At 38.7% G+C, this 20,152-nt stretch carries 16 protein-coding genes and 1 riboswitch; of the genes, 9 read left to right on the plus strand and 7 right to left on the minus strand.

The annotated features are described in order from the left end of the window. Nucleotide 1 precedes the first annotated feature (1 nt). The 7 genes from J7E66_RS18710 to J7E66_RS18740 form a co-directional block, all read right to left on the minus strand. Nucleotides 2-1,801 (minus strand): ABC transporter ATP-binding protein, encoded by a 1,800-nt coding sequence (locus J7E66_RS18710; protein ID WP_215002595.1) that lies wholly within the window; start codon nucleotides 1,799-1,801, stop codon nucleotides 2-4. Further along, nucleotides 1,798-2,934 carry a nucleotidyltransferase domain-containing protein gene (locus J7E66_RS18715; RefSeq protein WP_215002733.1) on the minus strand — a complete coding sequence of 379 codons (1,137 nt, stop codon included), beginning with the start codon at nucleotides 2,932-2,934 and terminating at the stop codon, nucleotides 1,798-1,800. The genes J7E66_RS18710 and J7E66_RS18715 overlap by 4 nt, the downstream gene beginning before the upstream one ends. A gap of 66 nt (nucleotides 2,935-3,000) precedes the next feature. Next, nucleotides 3,001-3,423: a lasso peptide biosynthesis B2 protein gene (locus J7E66_RS18720; RefSeq protein ID WP_215002735.1), complete on the minus strand. Its 423-nt coding sequence runs from the start codon at nucleotides 3,421-3,423 to the stop codon at nucleotides 3,001-3,003. 79 nt (nucleotides 3,424-3,502) lie between these two features. After that, the gene (locus J7E66_RS18725) at nucleotides 3,503-3,802 is read right to left on the minus strand and encodes a lasso peptide biosynthesis PqqD family chaperone (RefSeq protein ID WP_215002737.1); all 300 of its coding nucleotides are present in this window, start codon (nucleotides 3,800-3,802) and stop codon (nucleotides 3,503-3,505) included. A gap of 2 nt (nucleotides 3,803-3,804) precedes the next feature. After that, nucleotides 3,805-4,737, minus strand: coding sequence for a phosphoenolpyruvate carboxykinase (ATP) (locus J7E66_RS18730; protein ID WP_215002597.1), 933 nt, complete (start codon nucleotides 4,735-4,737; stop codon nucleotides 3,805-3,807). A gap of 177 nt (nucleotides 4,738-4,914) precedes the next feature. Then, nucleotides 4,915-5,067 (minus strand): paeninodin family lasso peptide, encoded by a 153-nt coding sequence (locus J7E66_RS18735; protein WP_215002599.1) that lies wholly within the window; start codon nucleotides 5,065-5,067, stop codon nucleotides 4,915-4,917. 4 nt (nucleotides 5,068-5,071) lie between these two features. After that, nucleotides 5,072-7,018 carry a lasso peptide isopeptide bond-forming cyclase gene (locus tag J7E66_RS18740; RefSeq protein WP_215002601.1) on the minus strand — a complete coding sequence of 649 codons (1,947 nt, stop codon included), beginning with the start codon at nucleotides 7,016-7,018 and terminating at the stop codon, nucleotides 5,072-5,074. Between the two features lie 409 nt (nucleotides 7,019-7,427). Further along, a riboswitch (SAM riboswitch) is annotated at nucleotides 7,428-7,544 on the plus strand. A 173-nt stretch (nucleotides 7,545-7,717) separates the two neighbouring features. Here J7E66_RS18740 and J7E66_RS18745 point away from each other — a divergent pair. The 9 genes from J7E66_RS18745 (at nucleotide 7,718) to J7E66_RS18785 (ending at nucleotide 20,138) form a co-directional block, all read left to right on the plus strand. Beyond that, nucleotides 7,718-8,830: a methionine biosynthesis PLP-dependent protein gene (locus tag J7E66_RS18745; RefSeq protein ID WP_215002603.1), complete on the plus strand. Its 1,113-nt coding sequence runs from the start codon at nucleotides 7,718-7,720 to the stop codon at nucleotides 8,828-8,830. After that, on the plus strand, nucleotides 8,830-10,023 hold the full coding sequence (gene metC / locus J7E66_RS18750; RefSeq protein ID WP_215002605.1) for a cystathionine beta-lyase: 1,194 nt from the start codon (nucleotides 8,830-8,832) through the stop codon (nucleotides 10,021-10,023). Before J7E66_RS18745 ends, metC begins: the two co-directional genes overlap by 1 nt. Continuing rightward, nucleotides 10,020-11,882, plus strand: a complete 1,863-nt coding sequence (locus J7E66_RS18755) for a bifunctional homocysteine S-methyltransferase/methylenetetrahydrofolate reductase (protein ID WP_215002607.1) — start codon at nucleotides 10,020-10,022, stop codon at nucleotides 11,880-11,882. The genes metC and J7E66_RS18755 overlap by 4 nt, the downstream gene beginning before the upstream one ends. Next, nucleotides 11,860-15,309 carry a methionine synthase gene (metH, locus tag J7E66_RS18760; protein WP_215002609.1) on the plus strand — a complete coding sequence of 1,150 codons (3,450 nt, stop codon included), beginning with the start codon at nucleotides 11,860-11,862 and terminating at the stop codon, nucleotides 15,307-15,309. The genes J7E66_RS18755 and metH overlap by 23 nt, the downstream gene beginning before the upstream one ends. A gap of 272 nt (nucleotides 15,310-15,581) precedes the next feature. Beyond that, on the plus strand, nucleotides 15,582-15,995 hold the full coding sequence (locus J7E66_RS18765) for a MarR family winged helix-turn-helix transcriptional regulator (RefSeq protein WP_215002611.1): 414 nt from the start codon (nucleotides 15,582-15,584) through the stop codon (nucleotides 15,993-15,995). A 14-nt stretch (nucleotides 15,996-16,009) separates the two neighbouring features. Further along, the gene (locus J7E66_RS18770) at nucleotides 16,010-17,218 is read left to right on the plus strand and encodes an MFS transporter (RefSeq protein WP_215002613.1); all 1,209 of its coding nucleotides are present in this window, start codon (nucleotides 16,010-16,012) and stop codon (nucleotides 17,216-17,218) included. A gap of 221 nt (nucleotides 17,219-17,439) precedes the next feature. Then, a complete protein-coding gene (locus J7E66_RS18775; protein ID WP_215002615.1) occupies nucleotides 17,440-18,003 on the plus strand; it encodes an NAD(P)/FAD-dependent oxidoreductase in 564 nt (187 codons plus the stop codon). Nucleotides 18,004-18,030: 27 nt separating this feature from the next. Beyond that, nucleotides 18,031-18,414: a VOC family protein gene (locus J7E66_RS18780; protein ID WP_215002617.1), complete on the plus strand. Its 384-nt coding sequence runs from the start codon at nucleotides 18,031-18,033 to the stop codon at nucleotides 18,412-18,414. Nucleotides 18,415-18,626: 212 nt separating this feature from the next. After that, nucleotides 18,627-20,138, plus strand: coding sequence for an MDR family MFS transporter (locus J7E66_RS18785; RefSeq protein WP_215002619.1), 1,512 nt, complete (start codon nucleotides 18,627-18,629; stop codon nucleotides 20,136-20,138). The last annotated feature ends 14 nt before the right edge of the window (nucleotides 20,139-20,152 follow it).

Below are 20,152 nucleotides of genomic sequence, written 5' to 3' on the forward strand. Positions count from 1 at the left end.
ATTAAACACTCACCTCTAATTGCTTTTTAAGCAACCGACTGAACATTCCTTTGTTTTCACTAGCGAGCTGATTAAATTGTCCTTGCTGGATAATCTCTCCTTGATCAAGTACTACCACTTGATCTGCATTTCGAATAGTGGACAGGCGATGTGCTATAACTATTATTGTCATTTTTCCCTTAAGTTGCTCAATAGCTTCCTGGATTTTGGATTCATTTTCGGTGTCCAATGCGCTTGTTGCTTCATCTAAAATCAGTATCGAGGGTTTGCGTAAAATTGCTCGTGCTAGAACAAGCCTCTGCCTTTCTCCTCCAGATAGCTTTATCCCTCTATCGCCGATGATAGTATCTAGTCCATTAGGTAACTTTCTAACGAAACAAGCAGCTGCCGCGAATTCTAGTGCACCCCAAATTTGTTCCTCATTAGCATTTTTATTAATAATTAATAAATTTTCTCGTAAAGAAGCATTAAACAGAAATGGATCTTGCGGTACATAACTGATTGAACGTCTCAATGAAAGTAAATTTTCACTTAATAATTTATTTCCATCAATTAAAACCTCCCCCGTTTCTGGCTGATTAAGCCCCATTAATAAATCAATTAATGTGCTTTTACCAGCACCGGATGGTCCCACTATAGCTGTCATTTGATTGGTGGGAAATTTTAAGTTTACATTCTTTAATGCATAGGTTTCCACTTCTCTATTATATTTAAAATATACATTATTACACTCTAAACCTTTTTTGATTAGGATTGGCTTAATATTATGCATCATTCTTTCATTTAGCTCCTGGTCCTCAAAACATTGCTTTTGCAGAGCGAGGAGTTTTTTAAATGAAGGCAATACTGAACCTAACTGTTCCAAACTTGACTGTATCCCAGTAATTCGGGGCCATATTCTAGAAAATATGATAAGAATTAGAAACAAAGAAGCCGACTGTCCTTGGAACATTTTTATAGAAATAAATATAAAAATACCAATTAAAAATGCGGATACTACTTTATAGATAAAGTTAGATTTTGTTTTTAAATCCACAGTACTAATTACGTTTTTTTCCACTTTTTCGTTTAGTTTATTGAACCACGAAATGTGATGCTCCTCTATGTTGTTACTTTTTATATCTTTTATACCGTTGAAATGATCGGTTATTCCCGCCATATATGTTTGTGCTAATTCAATATTATCTTGTCCTAATTTACTGGTTTGTTTAATAAACTTACGTGAGAAAAGGACCAATAAAAATCCAAAAGTAGTAACAAAAATGGTCATCTTTATCGATAATAAACAAGCAATCCCAATTTGAATTAGTGTAAATACGATGGCAGAGATAAAATTTAAAAAAAGATTAACACCTCCACTAACGCGAGCCGTTTCCGTAATCATTGAGTTAACGAGATCAGATTTCCTATTTTTCAGAAAAAACCCCCATTTAGCTAATAAAATTAATTTATAGGTTTCTTCTCTTAAATAACGAGCAAAGCCCTGTTGGATTTTTGTATTTAATATTGTTTGATTCCTTTGAAAAAAGCTTTGTCCTATCATTACTACAACGAATATACCTAAGATTATTGATAAACCCATACTTTGTGGAATACCTTGAAAGATGGAAAAGAATTTAGTGTTTAAATAACTATCAGGTATATTTAGGTCTACAATTTTTGTTAGACTAATTAAGGGTAGTAGCAAAAAAATGCCTACACCTTCAAATAGGCTAATCAATATCATTGCCACAAGGTTAAAATATAGGATTTTCCCTGAAAAGGAATGAATCTGTTTTACAAAATGCATCGCTTCTTTCATTTTGGTTCCTCCAAGGATAGTTCTTGCTTCTTAACTTTTCTCCATAAGCATAAAAAAGGTCTTAATATAAAATATAAAAAATGAAGTTTTTTGGGTAGTGGTAATGTAACTGTATCAATATGATAGGGATATAAATAACTCAAAATAAATAAAACCTTATGCTGCCGTGACATTAATGAAAATAAATGGCGCCCATGATAGGAAGAAACATCTTTTGGTAAAGGGTCATTATGTAAATTAACCATTTTTCTAATATAAAATATTGCTTCCTGAGCCAATAATTTTGATTGATTATTGGTTATAAACATGCGCATTTCTTTAGTTACTTTGCCATTTAACAGTTGTGATGATAAGATAATGCTTTGCCCAACAACATAGAAATTGTTGTATCTTTTCACCAGTAGATTAATTTCTTGCCAGTCAATTCCCTGTCCAATCATTCGGTTAATATCTATTAACCAACGAAGACGTGACCAGCCGTGTCTTGCACCATGAGAAACAAGAAATAAAAATAAATCCTCCCTACCTAGGAAATAGATTGGACTGTTTGAAAACAGGCTTTTTCTTTTTCGTTCCCATAATTCGTTGAAGCTTGGTTCCTTTCCGGGTCCCGGATTCAATCTCCAATGAATTTCTACCTTAATATTTTTTGTTGGATGGTGATATGTAACATGGTGATGTCTCCATTTCCAATCTTCTAAAACGCTTTGTATATAATCATCTTTTTCATATCCTATAATCCCCATAAGCTTATGAATGGTATCTAAATCTTCAATTGGAATTAGTAAATCTAAATCTCCACATGTTCTATGCGAAATATCACCATAGATTTCATAACCAAGCATAGGACCTTTTAAAAAGATAGCTTTTATATCATTAGTATTAAATACTTTTGCTAATTGATCCATTTCACCACTCAGTTGGAGCATCTTGAAAATATTTTTCTTATAGAAATCACTAACTGTTTGGACCACAAATTGGGGAATCAATCTATCATCAAAGCTTTGAAGTTTAGAAGCTAGTAATGGAAAAACTCGATGATGTATTGTTAAATCCAAAAACATTTTCCAATCTATATTATTGTATTCTTCCATTAAATATTTTTGAATACAACCATTATCATTCTTTAACATTTCAAGTATAAGTAATAATTCGTTAGGAACATCTCGCACGTCGAGAATGAATTTTTTCACTGTAAATTACTCCTTATTTAATAAATACCTCGACTTTTTTGCAAATGTATAAACAATCACGAATTTCTTCATTTCTTCTGCACCTGTCAAATAAAGCGGACCACTCCTTAACCATGCATGAGCAATCATTTCTCCATTCTCATCTTTGCCAGTCCCTAAATAGAGTGTACAGTCTATTTGGCGCCGTTCCAGCATTTTCATAGAAGCAATTGCCTTTACCAAACATTTGCTTTCCCAAAAAGTATATTTACTCATAATATGGATTGCATGTGATATTTGTTTTACTAATTTTATATTTGCTGCATCCATCTCAAAAGATGTTTCACTCATTTTAGATCCAAGAAAAGGGGAAACCCTTCTGAAAGGGATGGCTTTTAACACACGTGCCCATGCCAATAGAATGTAAGCTTCAATTAGTAAATTTTTCATCTGAACATCTGAAGTTAAGAATAACCATATCCTTCTCACATTTCACGAACCCTTCCTTACTATTTAAACACTGATAATTCTATAAACCTTTTTCAATCATAATTAACTTTTCATTTAATAATTGTTCTAGAAAGGGGATGACTTCTTTCTGGCATTCACTATTTTCGACATCAAACTCGTTAGTTAATTTCGAAATTAATTTAGCGATAGAACTAGGCGTCTTTAATATTTCCCAAATAGATCCACCAATTGTACCTAAATTGTAGTATTTTCCGTTATCAATATTCATCATCACTGTCTCTCCATCCATATCACTTATGATATTTCCTGGACTTTGAACAATTGTTGTTTCCATAGAGAGTATATCTGCACTTAACATTTTCATTTTTCATTCTCCTTGTTTACACAGTTTAGTATTAGTGAAGCCAACTCATTTGCCGTAAATGTATTTAGAGGTCTCCGTAACTGGTACATTTTTATCTGATTAATAATCTTCGTTGAATTAGTAAAATGCCAATTAGAAAGGCCAAGGTTTTGGATAAGTGAATTCCTGTAAGTATGAATTAAAAGTGTTTGTAATCGAGCAAGACCGTCAATTTGTTTAAGTTCTATTTCTTCTTTCTCAGTTAATACTAGTTCGAATATACCAGCTAGTGGTAGTGGCGTTGGGGAGAATTTGTTTCTAATTGGAATGGCAAACTTGGTTTCTCTTTGATAAATAGGTCTGAAATCCCTATTATCAATTCCAAACTCATCTAAACTTTTCTGCCAGAGTTTTTGTTGGGGATAAGATGGAATTACCATTGGTTCATTTTCCTTTGTAAAAGTAACACCAATCACATCATCTGTTAGCAATTGATATCCTTTATGTAGAAATGCGGATGCCAGTGTAGACTTTCCGGCCCCAGAATCACCAATAATAGCGTAAGCTTTTCCGTTGATTGCGATAGCACTCCCATGTAAAGGGAGAATTCCTCTTTGCATCAAAATAGCCCCCATGCAACTTCCCAATACATAGAGTCGTATCTCATCTTCTTTATATTCATTCAGAGGTGAAATAGTAATTCGTCTACCTTCTTCGATAAGAAAAATAGCAGTATTAAGAACCTTAAACATAACTAAAGCTTCATTCATTACAAATCTACCTTGCGAATTGGATAATTCTAACCATAAATCTGATAAATCCTTAAATCCTATTTCAATATCAACAGAATCCCCACAAAAATCTTCAATTAATAACTCAGGGAGAGAGATTTTACTTCTCACCGAAAATCCAAAGGCCTTATAAATTACTTCATTTGCAACTTTCTCCATCACATTCACTCCAATGAATCCCTGATTATATAAAAAGCCCTTATATCATTTTCTCTATATAAGGGCCTTTTATGTAAGTCAAACCAATACTGTCTAGATGAATTCCTAAAAACGAGGTTCAAATAGATCAGAATAAATAACAGTCTCTTAAAATATTATTTTAATATTTCTTCTCAATTAGCTCTTAGAATCTAAATGGTGACCATTTGAGTCTGTAGGTATTGGCTGTCCATTGGACCAATCTGCATCATATTTGCTTCCAGTAACATTGTGCATTGTCATCTTCACATCTAACATTTCTAATACCGGTTTTTGCCATTCTCTTTTCATCTAATCACCCCCTTTCAAAGTATTTTTTTATTAAGCGATACACTATTACTGTTCTCATTAATATCCTATAGTCGGGGTTAGACATACTCTCCAGTCTTAGTCCCTTTTCACTATTGGCCAATGCTAACCTTATTACCTCTTCATCAAAAAATTCCATCACGCTTGAATTTTTGAGTAGATCCTTAACCTCTTCAATGAGCATAGTCCAATATGGAACCATTCGATGGAGCCAATCTGCACCCTGGATACCCCAGACACGTTGGTTTAACCTGATTTGGTCCGGTAGTATATTTTCTGTTGCTCTTCGAATGAGTGCCCGATCTAATCCATTTTGAACAAATTGATCTTCAGGTACTGAAAAACAATAGCGGACCACCCGAAGATCATTTGTAGGATCGCGTTTCCAGAGTTTATATCGTAATGAGAGTTTGGCATTAAAAGTACTCCCAGAATTCCAAGTGGATATATTATCAAATATGATTCTTCTTTGTTCATAAAGATTTTTAGATACTAACCATCCGGAACTATCAATTCCATACTCATTTAACTTTGAAAATACGCCGGTTCTCTCTGAGAACCGGGAATTAATTAAAACCGGAAGATCCTCCACGTTTCTTGCTGCCATTTGATTTATTAAGGGAAAGCCTATTTTAACAATATCCGGGAGTAATCGAAATCTGGCTCCACCAGTTTTCAAACTATAAAAATGTAATTCTTGAATAAGACGCAGCCACTTAAACTTTTTTAATAGAATCGCATAATAATCAAGTGCAGAACCCCATGATATTGTCGAATTACCTTTATCACCATTTAAAAGCACTCCAACGCCTTTTTCATGCGCTTTCTCAAATATGCCCCTTAACCAGAAAGAGTTTTCTGCAAATTTATACGGCATTTCCATCACATCAAGATACTCATCGATTTCAGTATAGGAACTTCTCCCATCAAAATCATAATAATGGTCAGAGATACCTCCTACATATTCAACAGTTTTCTTAATAAACGGCCGCTCGTCCGGCATTAATCGTTTATGTGTGAAATCTACGAAATCTTTTGGTGGAATATAACTGAAGGTATGTAGAGTCTTATTTTTTTTTTGCAGCTCTTTTGCAGCAAACCCTACAATTGCACCTGAATCCAATCCCCCACTTAATTGAGAACCTACTTCACGGTACGTTCGTAACCTACAGTTTACTGCTTTTTGAAAAACCTCTTGAAATGCCTCTACATATTCTTCGTTTGACTTTAATTTCAATTTCTCTTTTGGGGTAAAGGTACCGTACCTTTTTAAGTTAATTCTTCCCCCTACAATAGAAATGGAATGAAATGGAGGCACTTGATCTATATTTTTAAAAGGAGTCATACGTGCATCTACTGTGTCAATCATTCCAGTGATTGCAAGAAATTCAGCAATATAATTTTCGTTTAATTGCTTCTCAATATAAGGCACGGACAATAAGGGTTCTATAGTTGTACAGAAAGTAAGCTTTGAATTATTCTTGAAATAGTAAAGTGTCCTATAACCAGATGGATCTCTTGCACCAAAGAGTTGTTGTTTGTTTTCATCCCAAATCATAAAGGCAAAATCACCAACTAGATACTTCGGAGAGTCCTCTCCCCATTTATGATAAGAAAGCAAGATTAGTTCACTATCAGTTATTTCTTTTCTTTTTCTTTTATCAACTTGTAATCTTTCAAATAATTCATCCCGATTATCAATAATCGCATCAGCTGTAATGGCTAACTTCCTTTCATGATCATAATAAGGAAGTTTTTCGCCTACAGACTCCGGTGTAATCCATTGTGCATGGCAGCCAAGGAAGACTTTGTTACTATGCCAAGTTTGAATATCATCAGCCGGATATTTTTCTAGTTCTTTCATTATTCGATTTCCGTGCTCAAAATTGATTGGTTCATCGTTTAAATGATAAATTCCGGCTATCGCGCTCATCTTTTCCCCCTGCCAGGCTTGAAATCTACTTAGTACCTATTCTATTATTTCAGATTCTTTTCGTAGTTCACTAAAAAGAACATTTTGATCATGCTTAATTATAGGAATCTTATCCGAATCAAAAGTCCCTTGTAAATATTTCATTTTATTAATATTAAGTACAAAATCTAATGATTTATAAAACTTATTACCTATGTATTATTCCATCGTGGTTCTCTATCGAGAACGTTCAATGAATTAATAATATCTTCTAAACCTATCACTGTCAACAACTTTCAGTTAACAAATTATATTTTTTGTTTTTTCTGGAATTTAACTCCTGGATCCTTTTAAACATGGCTAAATTTAAAAACGAATTGACATCATCACTAATATGTAGTAAATTTTATAAATAATCTAAATATTGATTTTCTTATCAAGAGAGGTTGAGGGAATGGCCCTGCGACGCCTCAGCAACCATCAATGGCTTCATTCATTGAAAAGGTGCTAAGTCCTGCAAATTAGTTGCTAATTTGCAAGATAAGAAGAATGACATTGTGGTCGTGCCGACAAAAGTCTTCTTCTTATAGAAGACTTTTTTGTTTTTATAAAGGGGAAATCAGCTGACTAGTGAGCTGTTGTAATAAGACAGAGCTAAGTTGTATTTATACGTTCAGCTAATATAGATTAATATTTTGTTAAAAAAGAGGAGTGGTATTCATGTACAAAATTGATACGAAACTTGCACAAATAGGCAACCGAAGTGAAACAACTACAGGAACGGTTAATCCGCCTGTATACTTTTCAACAGCTTTCCGCCATGAGGGAATTGGCCAATCAACTGGATTTGACTATACGAGAACAGGAAACCCAACGCGTCAGCTCCTTGAGAAAACAATCGCTGATTTAGAGAGTGCTGATCAGGGATTTGCATGCAGTTCAGGTATGGCTGCTATTCAACTTATCCTTGCTCTATTTGAATCTGGAGACGAATGGATCGTTAGTGAAGATTTATATGGAGGTACCTACCGCCTATTAGAAAAGGGCTATAAAAAATGGGGCTTAACTACTCAATATGTGAATACCTGTTGTCCGGAAGAGATTGAAAAGAAAATTACGCCTCAAACAAAGGCCATCTTCCTTGAGACACCAACCAATCCACTTATGCAGGAATCCGATATTGCCGCTGTTTCAAAAATTGCAAAACAGCACGGATTATTATTAATAGTGGACAACACTTTCTATACTCCATTATTACAACAGCCGATTACCCTTGGCGCGGACATTGTCATCCACAGTGCAACGAAATACCTAGGAGGACATAATGATGTCCTTGCCGGTCTTGTAGTCGCAAAGGGGAAAGAGCTTTGTGAAGCATTAGCCTTTCATCATAACGGTGCCGGTGCGGTTTTAAGTCCATTCGATTCTTGGCTATTAATGCGCGGTATGAAAACATTATCCCTTCGAATGGAGAGACATGAAAAAAATGCAAAGAATATCGTCGAATTTCTTTCCCAGCATGATGCTGTCACAGATGTCCTCTATCCGGGTCGAGGCGGAATGGTTTCCTTTAGGATAAAAGACGAAACATGGGTTAATCCATTTTTACAAGGGTTAGGGCTAATCAGTTTTGCGGAAAGTTTAGGTGGTACAGAAAGTTTTATTACCTATCCGGCAACACAAACTCATGCCGATATTCCTGAAGAAATCCGAATTCAATCCGGCGTCTGCAATCGTTTATTGCGTTTCTCCGTTGGACTTGAGGATTCACAAGATATAATTCAAGATTTGGAAAAAGCTTTTGCCCATGTTCAAGAAGGAGTGATTGCATAATGGCACACGAAGAATACACATTTGAAACCAGGCTCCTTCATAATAAGCACAAAATTGATCCTACAACAGGAGCGGTTAGTGTACCCATACAGCATGCATCCACTTTTCACCAATCTGATTTCGATCAGTTTGGCAAGTACGATTATGGCCGCAGTTTAAATCCGACAAGGGAAGCACTTGAAAATGTCATTGCTGAACTTGAAGGCGGGTTAAAAGGCTTTGCCTTTGCATCCGGTATGGCCGCCATATCGACGGCATTTCTCCTGCTATCTGCAGGTGATCATATTGTCATTACGGAAGATGTCTACGGCGGTACATTTCGGATGGTCACAGAGGTCCTCACGCGGCTCGGAATTGAACATACCTTCGTCGATATGACGAATTTAAATGAAGTAAAACAAGCCATTCAGGCAAATACAAAAGCATTTTATGTCGAAACACCATCGAATCCATTAATGAAAGTGACTGACATTAAGGCAATTAGCAATTTAGCTAAGGAAACGGGCGCGTTAACATTTGTCGATAACACCTTCCTTACCCCTTCCCACCAACGGCCATTGGAGTTAGGAGCCGATGTCGTGCTCCATAGTGCGACGAAATTTTTATCGGGCCATAGTGATGTCGTTGCCGGACTTGCTGTCGTCAAAGACGAAGACTTGGCGAAAAGATTAGGCTTTTTGCAAAATGGGTTTGGGGCGATCTTAGGTGTTCAAGATGCATGGCTCGTTTTAAGAGGGATCAAAACGCTGCACGTCCGACTAGAACAATCACAAAAATCGGCTATTAAACTAGCGGAATTTTTAGATGCTCATCCGCTTGTTGAAAAGGTTCATTACCCAGGGTTGGAAAGTCACCCACAATATCAAATTCAAAAAGCGCAAGCAGCTGGTCCAGGAGCGGTCTTATCGTTTGAATTGGCTAATGAAGATGCACTTCGCACCTTTCTTGCCAATGTAAAAATTCCTGTATTTGCTGTCAGTCTCGGAGCGGTAGAATCGATTCTATCCTATCCAGCAAAAATGTCCCATGCAGCCATGCCTCAAGAAGAGCGAGAGAAGCGCGGGATTACAAATAGTCTTGTTCGATTATCGGTCGGACTTGAAAATCCTGATGATTTAATGAAGGATTTTTCACAGGCATTTAAGCAGGTTGAACAAAGTCAGTTGGTCTTTCAACGAGGAGAAACATCATGAGCCTTTTAGAAAAATTAAAAAATCAAATTTTAATAGCTGATGGAGCGATGGGTACACTGCTTTATTCCTACGGAGTCGATTCATGCTCTGAGGAGTTGAATTTATCCCAGCCGGAACAAATCCAAAATATCCATCATGCATACATTGACGCCGGAGCGGATGTCATCCAAACCAATTCCTATGCTGCTAACTATTTAAAATTGCAGCGCTATGGATTAGAAGATTCAGTTAAAGAGATTAATAGTGCCGCAGTCCGTCACGCCAAACAGGCAGCTCAAAATAACGCTTATGTGCTTGGAACAATGGGTGGAAACCGCGGGATTAAAACGAACTCTATTACAATAGAAGAAATAAAACGAAGCTTTCGTGAACAGCTTTATTGCCTCCTTCTCGAAGGGGTGGATGGAATATTACTTGAAACCTTTTACGACCTAGAAGAACTTGAAACCATTCTAACCATTGCTAGGAAGGAAACGAAGATTCCGATTATTGCACAAGTTTCCCTTCAAGAGCCTGGATTTTTACAGGATCGGACGCCAGTAAATGACGCCTTAAAAAGACTTGAAGGACTTGGGGCGGATGTCGTTGGTCTTAATTGCCGACTAGGCCCCCATCATATGCTGCTAGCACTTGAACAGATTGAAATTCCGAAGCATGCCTATCTTTCTGCCTATCCAAATGCCAGCCTTCCAACTTATACAGACGGAAAGTTTCATTATGAAGGGGATCCAGATTATTTTCGGAACTCAGCTAAAGCGTTCCGAAATCAAGGGATTCGGTTGCTTGGGGGCTGCTGTGGTACCACACCTGAACATATCAAAGCCTATGCTTCTGAACTAAAGAATAGTGTTCCAATTACTGAAAAAGTAGTAAAATTAGAGCCAAAGAAGATAATCGTTGAATCTCTTGCGCCAAAAAGGGAGTTTACTCCCCTGCAGGAACTCGTGAAAGAGAGACCATCGGTAATCGTTGAATTAGATCCACCTAGAAAACTAGATACAACAAAGTTTTTCCAAGGAGCTAAAGCCTTAAAAGAAGCGGGAATCGATTCGATTACCTTAGCTGATAATTCACTAGCAACGGTCCGAATTTCCAACGAATCGCTGGGCTATTTAGTGAAACAGGAATTAGGAATGCGTCCGCTCATTCATATTGCGTGCCGTGACCGCAATATTATCGGCTTGCAATCGCATTTAATGGGTCTGCATACGCTTGGGATGAATGATGTTCTTGCTATTACCGGTGATCCTGCAAGAGTAGGCGATTTTCCAGGTGCATCATCTGTTTACGATGTCTCCTCCTTTGAACTTATTCAAATGATTAAGCAGTTGAATGAAGGGTTGTCTTTTTCAGGGAAAGATCTGGGGCAAAAGACAGACTTTAGCATTGCGGCAGCCTTTAATCCCAATGTCCGCTCACTGGAGAAAGCCGTGAAGAGACTTGAAAAAAAAGTTCATTATGGGGCAGATTACTTTATCTCCCAACCGGTTTTTTCAGAGGAAAAATTACTCGAAGTTTATGAACATACAAAGCATCTTGATGCACCAATCTATATTGGCTTAATGCCACTAATTAGCAGCAAGAACGCTGAGTTCCTCCATAATGAGGTACCTGGAATCAAAATTGCGGATTCTATTCGCACCCGGATGGCCCAGTTGGGTGATGATCCGATTCAGGCAGCTAGTGAAGGAATTGCCATTACCAAGTCACTAATTGATACAGCTTTAGATTTATTTAACGGTATTTATTTAATTACACCATTTTTACGCTATGAATTAACTGCTGAATTGGCGTTATATACCCGTCAGCGTGCTAGTGAATTGAGGAGGAGCACCTATGCCGAAAACACCATTTACTGAACAACTCAAAAAACGAATCCTCGTGATGGACGGGGCAATGGGTACAATGATCCAGGAAGCAAATCTTACAGCGGAAGATTTTGGCGGCGAGCAGTATGAAGGCTGTAACGAAAACCTAGTGTTAACCGCCCCCTCTGTCATTGCCAATATTCATCGTGAATACCTAGAGGCTGGGGCAGATATTATTGAAACCAATACATTTGGGGCGACCAGCCTTGTTCTGGATGAATATGATTTAGGGTTTAAAGCCTATGAGATTAATAAAATCGCTGCCTTTCTTGCCGTTAAAGAAGCCTACAAACTTACAACCGATGAATGGCCGCGCTATGTGGCAGGCTCGATGGGCCCGACCACAAAAACATTAAGTGTAACAGGCGGCACGACCTTCGATGAACTTGCAGCATCCTATGAAGAACAAGCAATCGGCTTAATTGATGGCGGTGTGGATTTACTCCTCCTAGAAACAAGTCAAGATATGCTGAATGTAAAAGCAGGATTTGTTGGGATTGAAAGGGCGTTTGAAAAAACCGGTAAAACTCTGCCGCTTTTTATTTCAGGGACGATCGAGCCAATGGGTACAACGCTCGCAGGGCAGTCAATTGAATCGTTTTTTATTTCCGTTGAACATATGAATCCCGTTGCTGTGGGACTTAACTGTGCAACAGGGCCAGAATTCATGCAGGACCATGTCCGCTCATTAGCAAATCTGGCGTCGACGGCAGTCAGCTGTTATCCAAATGCAGGTTTGCCTGATGAAGAAGGTCATTATCATGAAACACCAGAGACTTTAGCCAAAAAGCTGTCTGATTTTGCCGCCCATGGCTGGCTTAATATTGTTGGCGGCTGCTGTGGTACCACGCCAGACCACATTAAGGCTATTGCCGAGGCAATGAAACAATATCAACCAAGGGAAGTCAAAACATCTACTGTTCATATGGTTTCGGGTATCGAGCCATTCATCTATGACGATCCGACGTTAAGACCGATTATGGTCGGCGAACGGACCAATGTCATTGGCTCTCGCAAATTCAAACGGTTAATCACCGAAGGGAAATTTGAGGAAGCGTCAGAGATTGCACGAGCCCAAGTCAAAGGCGGCGCGCATGTAATTGATCTTTGCCTCGCCGACCCTGACCGTGAAGAAATGGTTGATATGGAAAACTTCATTAAAGAAGTCGTCAAGAAAGTAAAGGCTCCCCTTGTGATCGATTCAACCGACGAAAAGGTCATCGAGAGAGCACTTAAATATTCACAAGGAAAAGCAATTATCAATTCGATTAACCTTGAAGATGGTGAAGAACGATTTGAAGCAGTTGTCCCATTAATCCATCGCTATGGTGCTGCTGTCGTTGTAGGCACCATTGATGAGGAAGGCATGGGAGTAACTGCGCAGCAAAAGCTAAAAATTGCCAAAAGGTCACATGATTTATTAGTGAACAAATATCATCTGAAGCCGCAGGATCTCATTTTTGATCCGCTCGTTTTTCCAGTAGGTACAGGTGATGAACAATATATTGGTTCCGCCAAGGCTACAGTAGAAGGCATCCGGTTAATCAAGGAGCAACTCCCGGAAGTACAAACAATTCTTGGAATTAGTAATGTATCTTTCGGATTGCCTCCAGTCGGTAGAGAAGTTCTAAACTCTGTCTTCCTTTACCATTGCACCCAGGCTGGACTTGATTATGCTATTGTTAATACAGAAAAACTAGAACGGTTTGCATCTATTTCAAAAGAAGAAGTTCAATTAGCGGAGGACCTCTTGTTTGATACAACAGATGAGTCTCTCGCTACATTCACTGAATTTTACCGCGGCAAAAAGAAAGAACCGAAAACAACTGTTCCAAATATGACCTTAGAAGAGAGACTCGCCTATTATGTGGTTGAAGGTACAAAAGAAGGCTTGCTTCCAGATTTAGACCTAGCCCTTGAAACTTATCCAGCTCCGCTTGATATTATTAATGGACCATTAATGGACGGGATGAAAGAGGTTGGCCGACTCTTTAACGATAACCAGCTCATCGTTGCTGAGGTTCTCCAGAGTGCTGAAGTAATGAAAGCAGCCGTTTCGCATTTAGAACCTCATATGGAAAAAGGCGATGTTTCTGCTACAAAAGGGAAAATCATTTTAGCTACCGTAAAAGGCGATGTGCATGATATCGGTAAAAACCTCGTCGATATTATTCTCAGCAATAATGGCTATGAAGTAATCGACCTTGGGATTAAGGTGAATCCAACTGACTTGGTTCAAGCCATTCTTAGAGAAAAACCAGACATGGTTGGTTTATCGGGTTTGCTGGTGAAATCTGCGCAGCAAATGGTGTTAACAGCACAGGATATGAAAGAATCTGGTATTGCAGTACCTATCCTTGTTGGCGGTGCGGCGCTTTCACGGAAATTCACAGATACGAAGATTTCCAAAGAATATGACGGCCTTGTCCTTTATGCAAAGGATGCAATGAATGGTTTAGCCCTTGCGAATCAATTGAATTCGGAAGAGGAAGTTCAGAAATTAATGCTTGAGAAAAATGAAAAGCTAGCCTCTTTAAATGTGCCGAGGGAGTATGAACGTCCATCCACTGTTTCCGTTGCCGTAAAACCGAAGCCAGCGGTATCGACAAAGGCTCCTGTATTTACGCCAATGGATACAAAGCGACATATCCTTAAATCGTATTCACTTTCTCATATCGAGCCCTATATCAATATGCAAATGTTGATTGGCCACCATCTCGGTGTAAAAGGGAAAATCGCGAAGTTGCTAGCTGAAAAGGATGAAAAGGCTGTTAAGGTAAAAGAAGTGGTGGATCAATTACTAGCAAATGCTAGTGCAAACAATTGGATTACGCCTGCCGCTGTTTATCAATTTTTCCCAGCACAATCCGATGGGAATAAGGTCATTATTTATCATCCGGAAAATCCTGATCAAATTTTGGAAACCTTCGACTTCCCACGTCAGGAATCAGCACCAGGTCTTTGCTTAGCTGATTTTCTAAAGTCAGTTGATAGCGGAGAAAAGGACTATGTCGGCTTCTTCACCGTCACGGCTGGTAGAGGAATTCGTGAAAAGGCAGAACAATTTAAAGCGGAAGGACGCTTTTTGGAGTGCCATGCACTTCAATCATTGGCACTTGAAACGGCGGAAGGCTTCGCTGAATTAATTCACCGCCAAATGCGTGACCGTTGGGGCTTCCCAGATCCACTGGATTTTACAATGCAAGACAGGTTTTCCGCTAAATATCAAGGACAGCGTTTCTCGTTTGGCTACCCAGCGTGTCCAGAACTAGAAGATCAAAAGAAGCTGTTTAAGTTGATTCAACCGGAGGAGATCGGCATCCAATTAACAGAGGGCTGTATGATGGAGCCAGAAGCATCTGTTTCTGCCATCGTATTTGCCCATCCGGAAGCTAGATATTTTAATGTGTTAAGATAAGGTTTTTATATGAGATTCCGCGGAAGTTCGTCATTCCGCGGAATTTTTCTTTTTCCGTGAGCACCTCTTGTCGTTATTCCGCGAAAAACGGATTGAATTCCGCCAATGTTGTGTGGAATTCCGCCAAACCAACATAATTCCGCGAACTTGGTATTTAATTCCGCGAACCGGATTTACAGCCTTAAATCTGTGGACCTTTCTTGACATATTCCAACAAATCCACTATAGTTACCTAGGTAACTAATTAGTGATTTTTGAGGTGACCTACATAAATGAATAGCCATGAATTATTCCATACGCTGCATCAGTTATCACGCCATCTTACCAATACACTCAATGAAGCATTAAAACCATTAGGGTTATACGGGTCACAATGGTCTGTTATTTTTGTTTTAAAAACCAAAGGCTCTTTAAGCCAAAAAGAACTTTGTGATTACTTATTTGTTGAGGCACCTCCAATGACCCGTACCATTCAACGGCTTGTTAAGCAAGGATACGTAATTCAGGCCCCCGGTAAAGACAAACGTGAGAAACTGATTCAATTAACAGATGTGGCGTTAAAGATGTTCCCCGAATGGGAAAGAAGAGTCTTTGAAACGAATCAGTTAATACTGAAGCATTTTCCAGAAACATCACAGGAAGAGCTTTTAAATTTGCAAAAAAGCTGGTTGCAAAAGCTTTTATAAAAGGAGCGGATCATATGAATAAACCTAAATTATGGACGAAAAGTTTTATAAGTATTTCTTTAAGTAACTTCTTTCTATTTTTAACCTTTTATGTTTTACTCGTCACACTTCCTATTTATGCGATACAGGAGTTCCATAGCAATGCATCAAAAGCGGGATTGATGACAACGGTCTTTTTATTTTCAGCGATTATCTCCCGTCCTCTGGCTGGTCAATGTCTTGAAAAAGCTGGTCACCAAAAGGTGCTGCTTACCGCACTGATAATTTTCTCAGGCGCCTCCCTGTTATACTTTTTTCCAAAAACAATCATTGGTTTTCTTTTCATTCGGTTATTACATGGAATTGGTTTTGGCATGGCAACAACCGCTGCAGGGGCAATCGTGGCGGATCTCATTCCGACTTCACGCCGTGGTGAAGGCATGGGCTATTTCATTATGTCGACGAATATGGCTATGGTGCTAGGGCCATTTATCGGCTTAACGGCCATTCAGCAATGGGGTGCAAAAACCCTGTTTATCGTCAGTGTCATTGTCGCGATTGGGGCCCTGATTACAGGTTTAAGCGTAAAGGTTAAAGAAATGGGGCAAGCAGACCACATGGTCGTCCATTCTGCGTTTTCATTTCGAAATTTTTTCGAAGTTTCCGCCATTCCTATCGCAATTGTCGGCTGCTTTCTTGCCATCGTTTATTCAGCGCTTCTTTCTTTCGTATCTGTATTTGCCACTGAAATACACCTTACTGAGATTTCTAGTCTATTCTTTGTCGTCTATGCGATTGTTTTATTGATTTCAAGACCTTTTACTGGAAAATGGTTAGACCAGCATGGTCCCAATGTGATTGTCTATCCATCCATCGCATTGTTTGCCATTGGGATGTTTATTTTAAGTCAAAGCGGCAGCGCACTCAGCTTTCTCCTTTCAGCAGGAATGATTGGTTTAGGCTGGGGAACACTTTTTCCAACCTTTCAAACCATCGCCATTCAAGATGCTGCGCCTAGAAAACGAGGGTTAGCTACAGCTACTTTCCTATCAATCTATGATATTGGGATTGCATTGGGCTCGTTTCTTTTAGGCTTAGCGGCCGCAAAAATAGATTATAGCTCGCTATACTTCTTATGTTCATTCTATATTCTTTTCGGTATTGTTCTTTATTACTTTCTTCATACGCGAAAACAAGCATCGCTTAAGGAACATAAAACAGAGTTAAATAACGTTAACTCTTAATACTTGCTATACCCTTTTAAAAATGAATAATTTAACTAAAGGAACCATCAATCCTAAGCAGGAAATGATGGTTCTTTTTATTTTGCTGCTAGCACTAATCGTTGTTTGACGGTCTGCCCATTAAGAAATATTTTCTAGTATGGGCAGTTGATTTTACATAAGTTTCTATTTACGCTAAGCTTAATCTAGCTTTAATTTTTTAAAAAATGGAGGTTATTGATATGTTTGACGTATTAATTGTTGGTGCTGGGCCTACAGGGGCAAGTGCAGCCCTATTTACAGCTAAAGCTGGTAAGAAAACATTGGTTATTGATAATGATAAAAGTGTGACCAAGCGTGCTTGGATTGAGAACCATTATGGTGTTGCAGAAATTACTGGACCTGACCTAGTTGAAACTGGTAAGAAACAAGCCAGCAAATTCGGTGCAGAAATTGTCCACGCTACAGTTTCAAATATCAGTAAAACTGAAAGCGGTTTTAAAGTTGAAACCGATCAAGGGGAATATGAGGCTAAACATGTTATCCTTGCCACTGGCATGTCTGTTGATCTAGCTGAAACAGCGGGTTTACAAACAAAGCCAGGTACAGAGCCAAGAATCAAGACTATTTTTGACGTAGATGCTGCTGGAAAAACAAATATTGACGGCATTTGGGCAGCAGGAACAGTTGCCGGTGTGAGTATGCATACCATTATTACTGCTGGTGACGGTGCCAAGGTGGCGATTAATGTTATTAGTGAAATAAACGGTGTACGTTATGTTGACCATGATGTTTTAAAAGCTTAAAAAAGGATACATAAAGGGGGAAGCCAGATGGCAGTAAAGAAAATGGACCATGTCGGCGTAATGGTAAATGACCTTAATGCCTCACTTCTTTTTTATCAAAAAGTGGTTGGGATGGAGTTAAAAGACCAATTTACGATTGCCAACGGTACGATAAATTTAGCCTTCCTTGGGTTCAATGGGTCAGACGAAACAGAATTAGAATTAGTGTATGGTGGAAATCCCGACCTTCCAACTGAAGGGAAAGTTAATCACGTTGCCTTTTTGGTGGACGATATAGAAGATGAATTCACGCGTTTAAAAGGTGTCAACGTAGTTTTCATTAGTGATGAGATCGTGTCACTTCCGAACGGATATCGTAATTTCTTTGTGCAAGGACCCGATGGTGAAAAAGTCGAGTTTTTCCAAAGGTAAGTTAAATTTAAGAAAAGGGACTCAGCAGTTGAGTCCCTTTTCTTCATTGTGAGTACAAGATGCTTTTTACATAAAAATTGACAGTCTAAAACCTTCCTTTTAAAATTGGTTTAACTTGATTATCATTAGCTTTGGTAATCTTCCTAAATATTTTAAAAACATACAAGGAGCGGTTTCATTACTTATCATTTTCTAGAGTAAGGGGAAATTTTATGATTAAAAAAGATACGAATCTTAAACCAGTTGTCGCTGGTTTACTGTTAGCGATTTTAATGGCAGCTATGGACAATACCATTGTAGCTACGGCGATGGCTACGATTGTAGCAGACCTCGGCGGCTTTGATAAATTTATATGGGTCACCTCTGCCTATATGGTAGCGGTAATGGCAGGAATGCCTATTTTCGGTAAGCTTTCCGATATGTACGGACGGAAACGCTTTTTTATTTTTGGACTCATCGTCTTTCTGATTGGCTCGGCATTATGCGGTATTGCCCAGAGCATCGTTCAATTAAGTATTTTCCGTGCCATTCAGGGGATCGGCGGCGGAGCCCTGATGCCGATTGCTTTTACGATTGTTTTTGATATTTTCCCCCCTGAAAACCGCGGGAAAATGACCGGTTTGTTGGGGGCAGTTTTCGGAGCATCCAGCGTCTTAGGGCCATTACTTGGGGCCTACATAACTGATTATATTAGTTGGCACTGGGTTTTCTATGTGAATGTGCCAATTGGTATTGTATCGATTTACTTAATTGTTCGTTTTTATCATGAATCATTACAGCATTCCAAGCAAAAGGTTGATTGGCTTGGGGCGATAACACTGGTCATTTCGGTGGTGAGCTTAATGTTTGCCCTTGAGCTAGGCGGGAAAGAATATGCTTGGGATTCTACTCCAATCATCGCTTTGTTTGCAAGCTTCTTCGTCTTTTTTGTGGCCTTTTTCATTGCTGAAATAAAGGCTGCTGAACCGATTTTACCGCTTTGGCTCTTCAAAAGGCGCTTATTTGCCACCTCGCAAATCTTGTCCTTTTTATACGGCGGTACGTTTATTATTTTAACCGTGTTTATCCCGATCTTCGTTCAAGCGGTTTATGGTGGGTCGGCTAAGAATGCTGGATTGATTTTAACACCAATGATGCTCGGGTCTGTTGCAGGGAGTTCGGTGGGCGGTATTTTCTTGACGAAAACCTCCTACCGCAATTTGATGATTGTTTCGATTATTTCATACGTTCTTGGCATGTATTTCCTTGGTACCTTGACTGTCGATACAGCACGTTCCTTGCTGACGATTTATATGATTTTGGTTGGCTTCGGGGTTGGTTTTTCCTTTTCTTTATTACCAACTGCTTCTATGCACAATTTGGAGCCGCAATACCGCGGGACAGCCAACTCAACAAACTCATTTTTACGGTCATTTGGAATGACACTTGGGGTAACAATCTTTGGAAGCCTGCAAAACAATTTGTTTACGGATAAATTGAAAGATGCGTTTAAAGGCATGCAGGGTGCAGGAGATTTTAAAATGGGCGATCCCCGCCAAATTTTCCAAGCGAGTGAACGCTCAAAAATTCCAGATTTTATTTTAGATAAAATTGTTCATGCGATGTCGGATTCAATCACACATACCTTTTTACTAACATTGATTCCCATTGCGATTGCGGCGATTACAATCTTATTCATGGGCAATGCCCGGGTAGAAGTCAGTAAGAAACAGGTAAAAGGATAATAGTTAAGCACTTG

The sequence above is a fragment of the Bacillus sp. ISL-7 genome (assembly GCF_018613065.1).

Bases quoted from the DNA above. Each gene is read 5' to 3' on its own strand.
- J7E66_RS18720 (WP_215002735.1), bottom strand. From the start codon at position 3,423: ATGAAAAATTTACTAATTGAAGCTTACATTCTATTGGCATGGGCACGT.
- J7E66_RS18735 (WP_215002599.1), bottom strand. From the start codon at position 5,067: ATGAAAAGAGAATGGCAAAAACCGGTATTAGAAATGTTAGATGTGAAG.
- metH (WP_215002609.1), top strand. From the start codon at position 11,860: ATGCCGAAAACACCATTTACTGAACAACTCAAAAAACGAATCCTCGTG.
- J7E66_RS18780 (WP_215002617.1), top strand. From the start codon at position 18,031: ATGGCAGTAAAGAAAATGGACCATGTCGGCGTAATGGTAAATGACCTT.
- J7E66_RS18710 (WP_215002595.1), bottom strand. From the start codon at position 1,801: ATGAAAGAAGCGATGCATTTTGTAAAACAGATTCATTCCTTTTCAGGG.
- J7E66_RS18755 (WP_215002607.1), top strand. From the start codon at position 10,020: ATGAGCCTTTTAGAAAAATTAAAAAATCAAATTTTAATAGCTGATGGA.
- J7E66_RS18715 (WP_215002733.1), bottom strand. From the start codon at position 2,934: ATGTTAAAGAATGATAATGGTTGTATTCAAAAATATTTAATGGAAGAA.
- metC (WP_215002605.1), top strand. From the start codon at position 8,830: ATGGCACACGAAGAATACACATTTGAAACCAGGCTCCTTCATAATAAG.
- J7E66_RS18765 (WP_215002611.1), top strand. From the start codon at position 15,582: ATGAATAGCCATGAATTATTCCATACGCTGCATCAGTTATCACGCCAT.
- J7E66_RS18785 (WP_215002619.1), top strand. From the start codon at position 18,627: ATGATTAAAAAAGATACGAATCTTAAACCAGTTGTCGCTGGTTTACTG.
- J7E66_RS18740 (WP_215002601.1), bottom strand. From the start codon at position 7,018: ATGAGCGCGATAGCCGGAATTTATCATTTAAACGATGAACCAATCAAT.
- J7E66_RS18775 (WP_215002615.1), top strand. From the start codon at position 17,440: ATGTTTGACGTATTAATTGTTGGTGCTGGGCCTACAGGGGCAAGTGCA.
- J7E66_RS18770 (WP_215002613.1), top strand. From the start codon at position 16,010: ATGAATAAACCTAAATTATGGACGAAAAGTTTTATAAGTATTTCTTTA.
- J7E66_RS18745 (WP_215002603.1), top strand. From the start codon at position 7,718: ATGTACAAAATTGATACGAAACTTGCACAAATAGGCAACCGAAGTGAA.
- J7E66_RS18725 (WP_215002737.1), bottom strand. From the start codon at position 3,802: ATGTTAAGTGCAGATATACTCTCTATGGAAACAACAATTGTTCAAAGT.
- J7E66_RS18730 (WP_215002597.1), bottom strand. From the start codon at position 4,737: ATGGAGAAAGTTGCAAATGAAGTAATTTATAAGGCCTTTGGATTTTCG.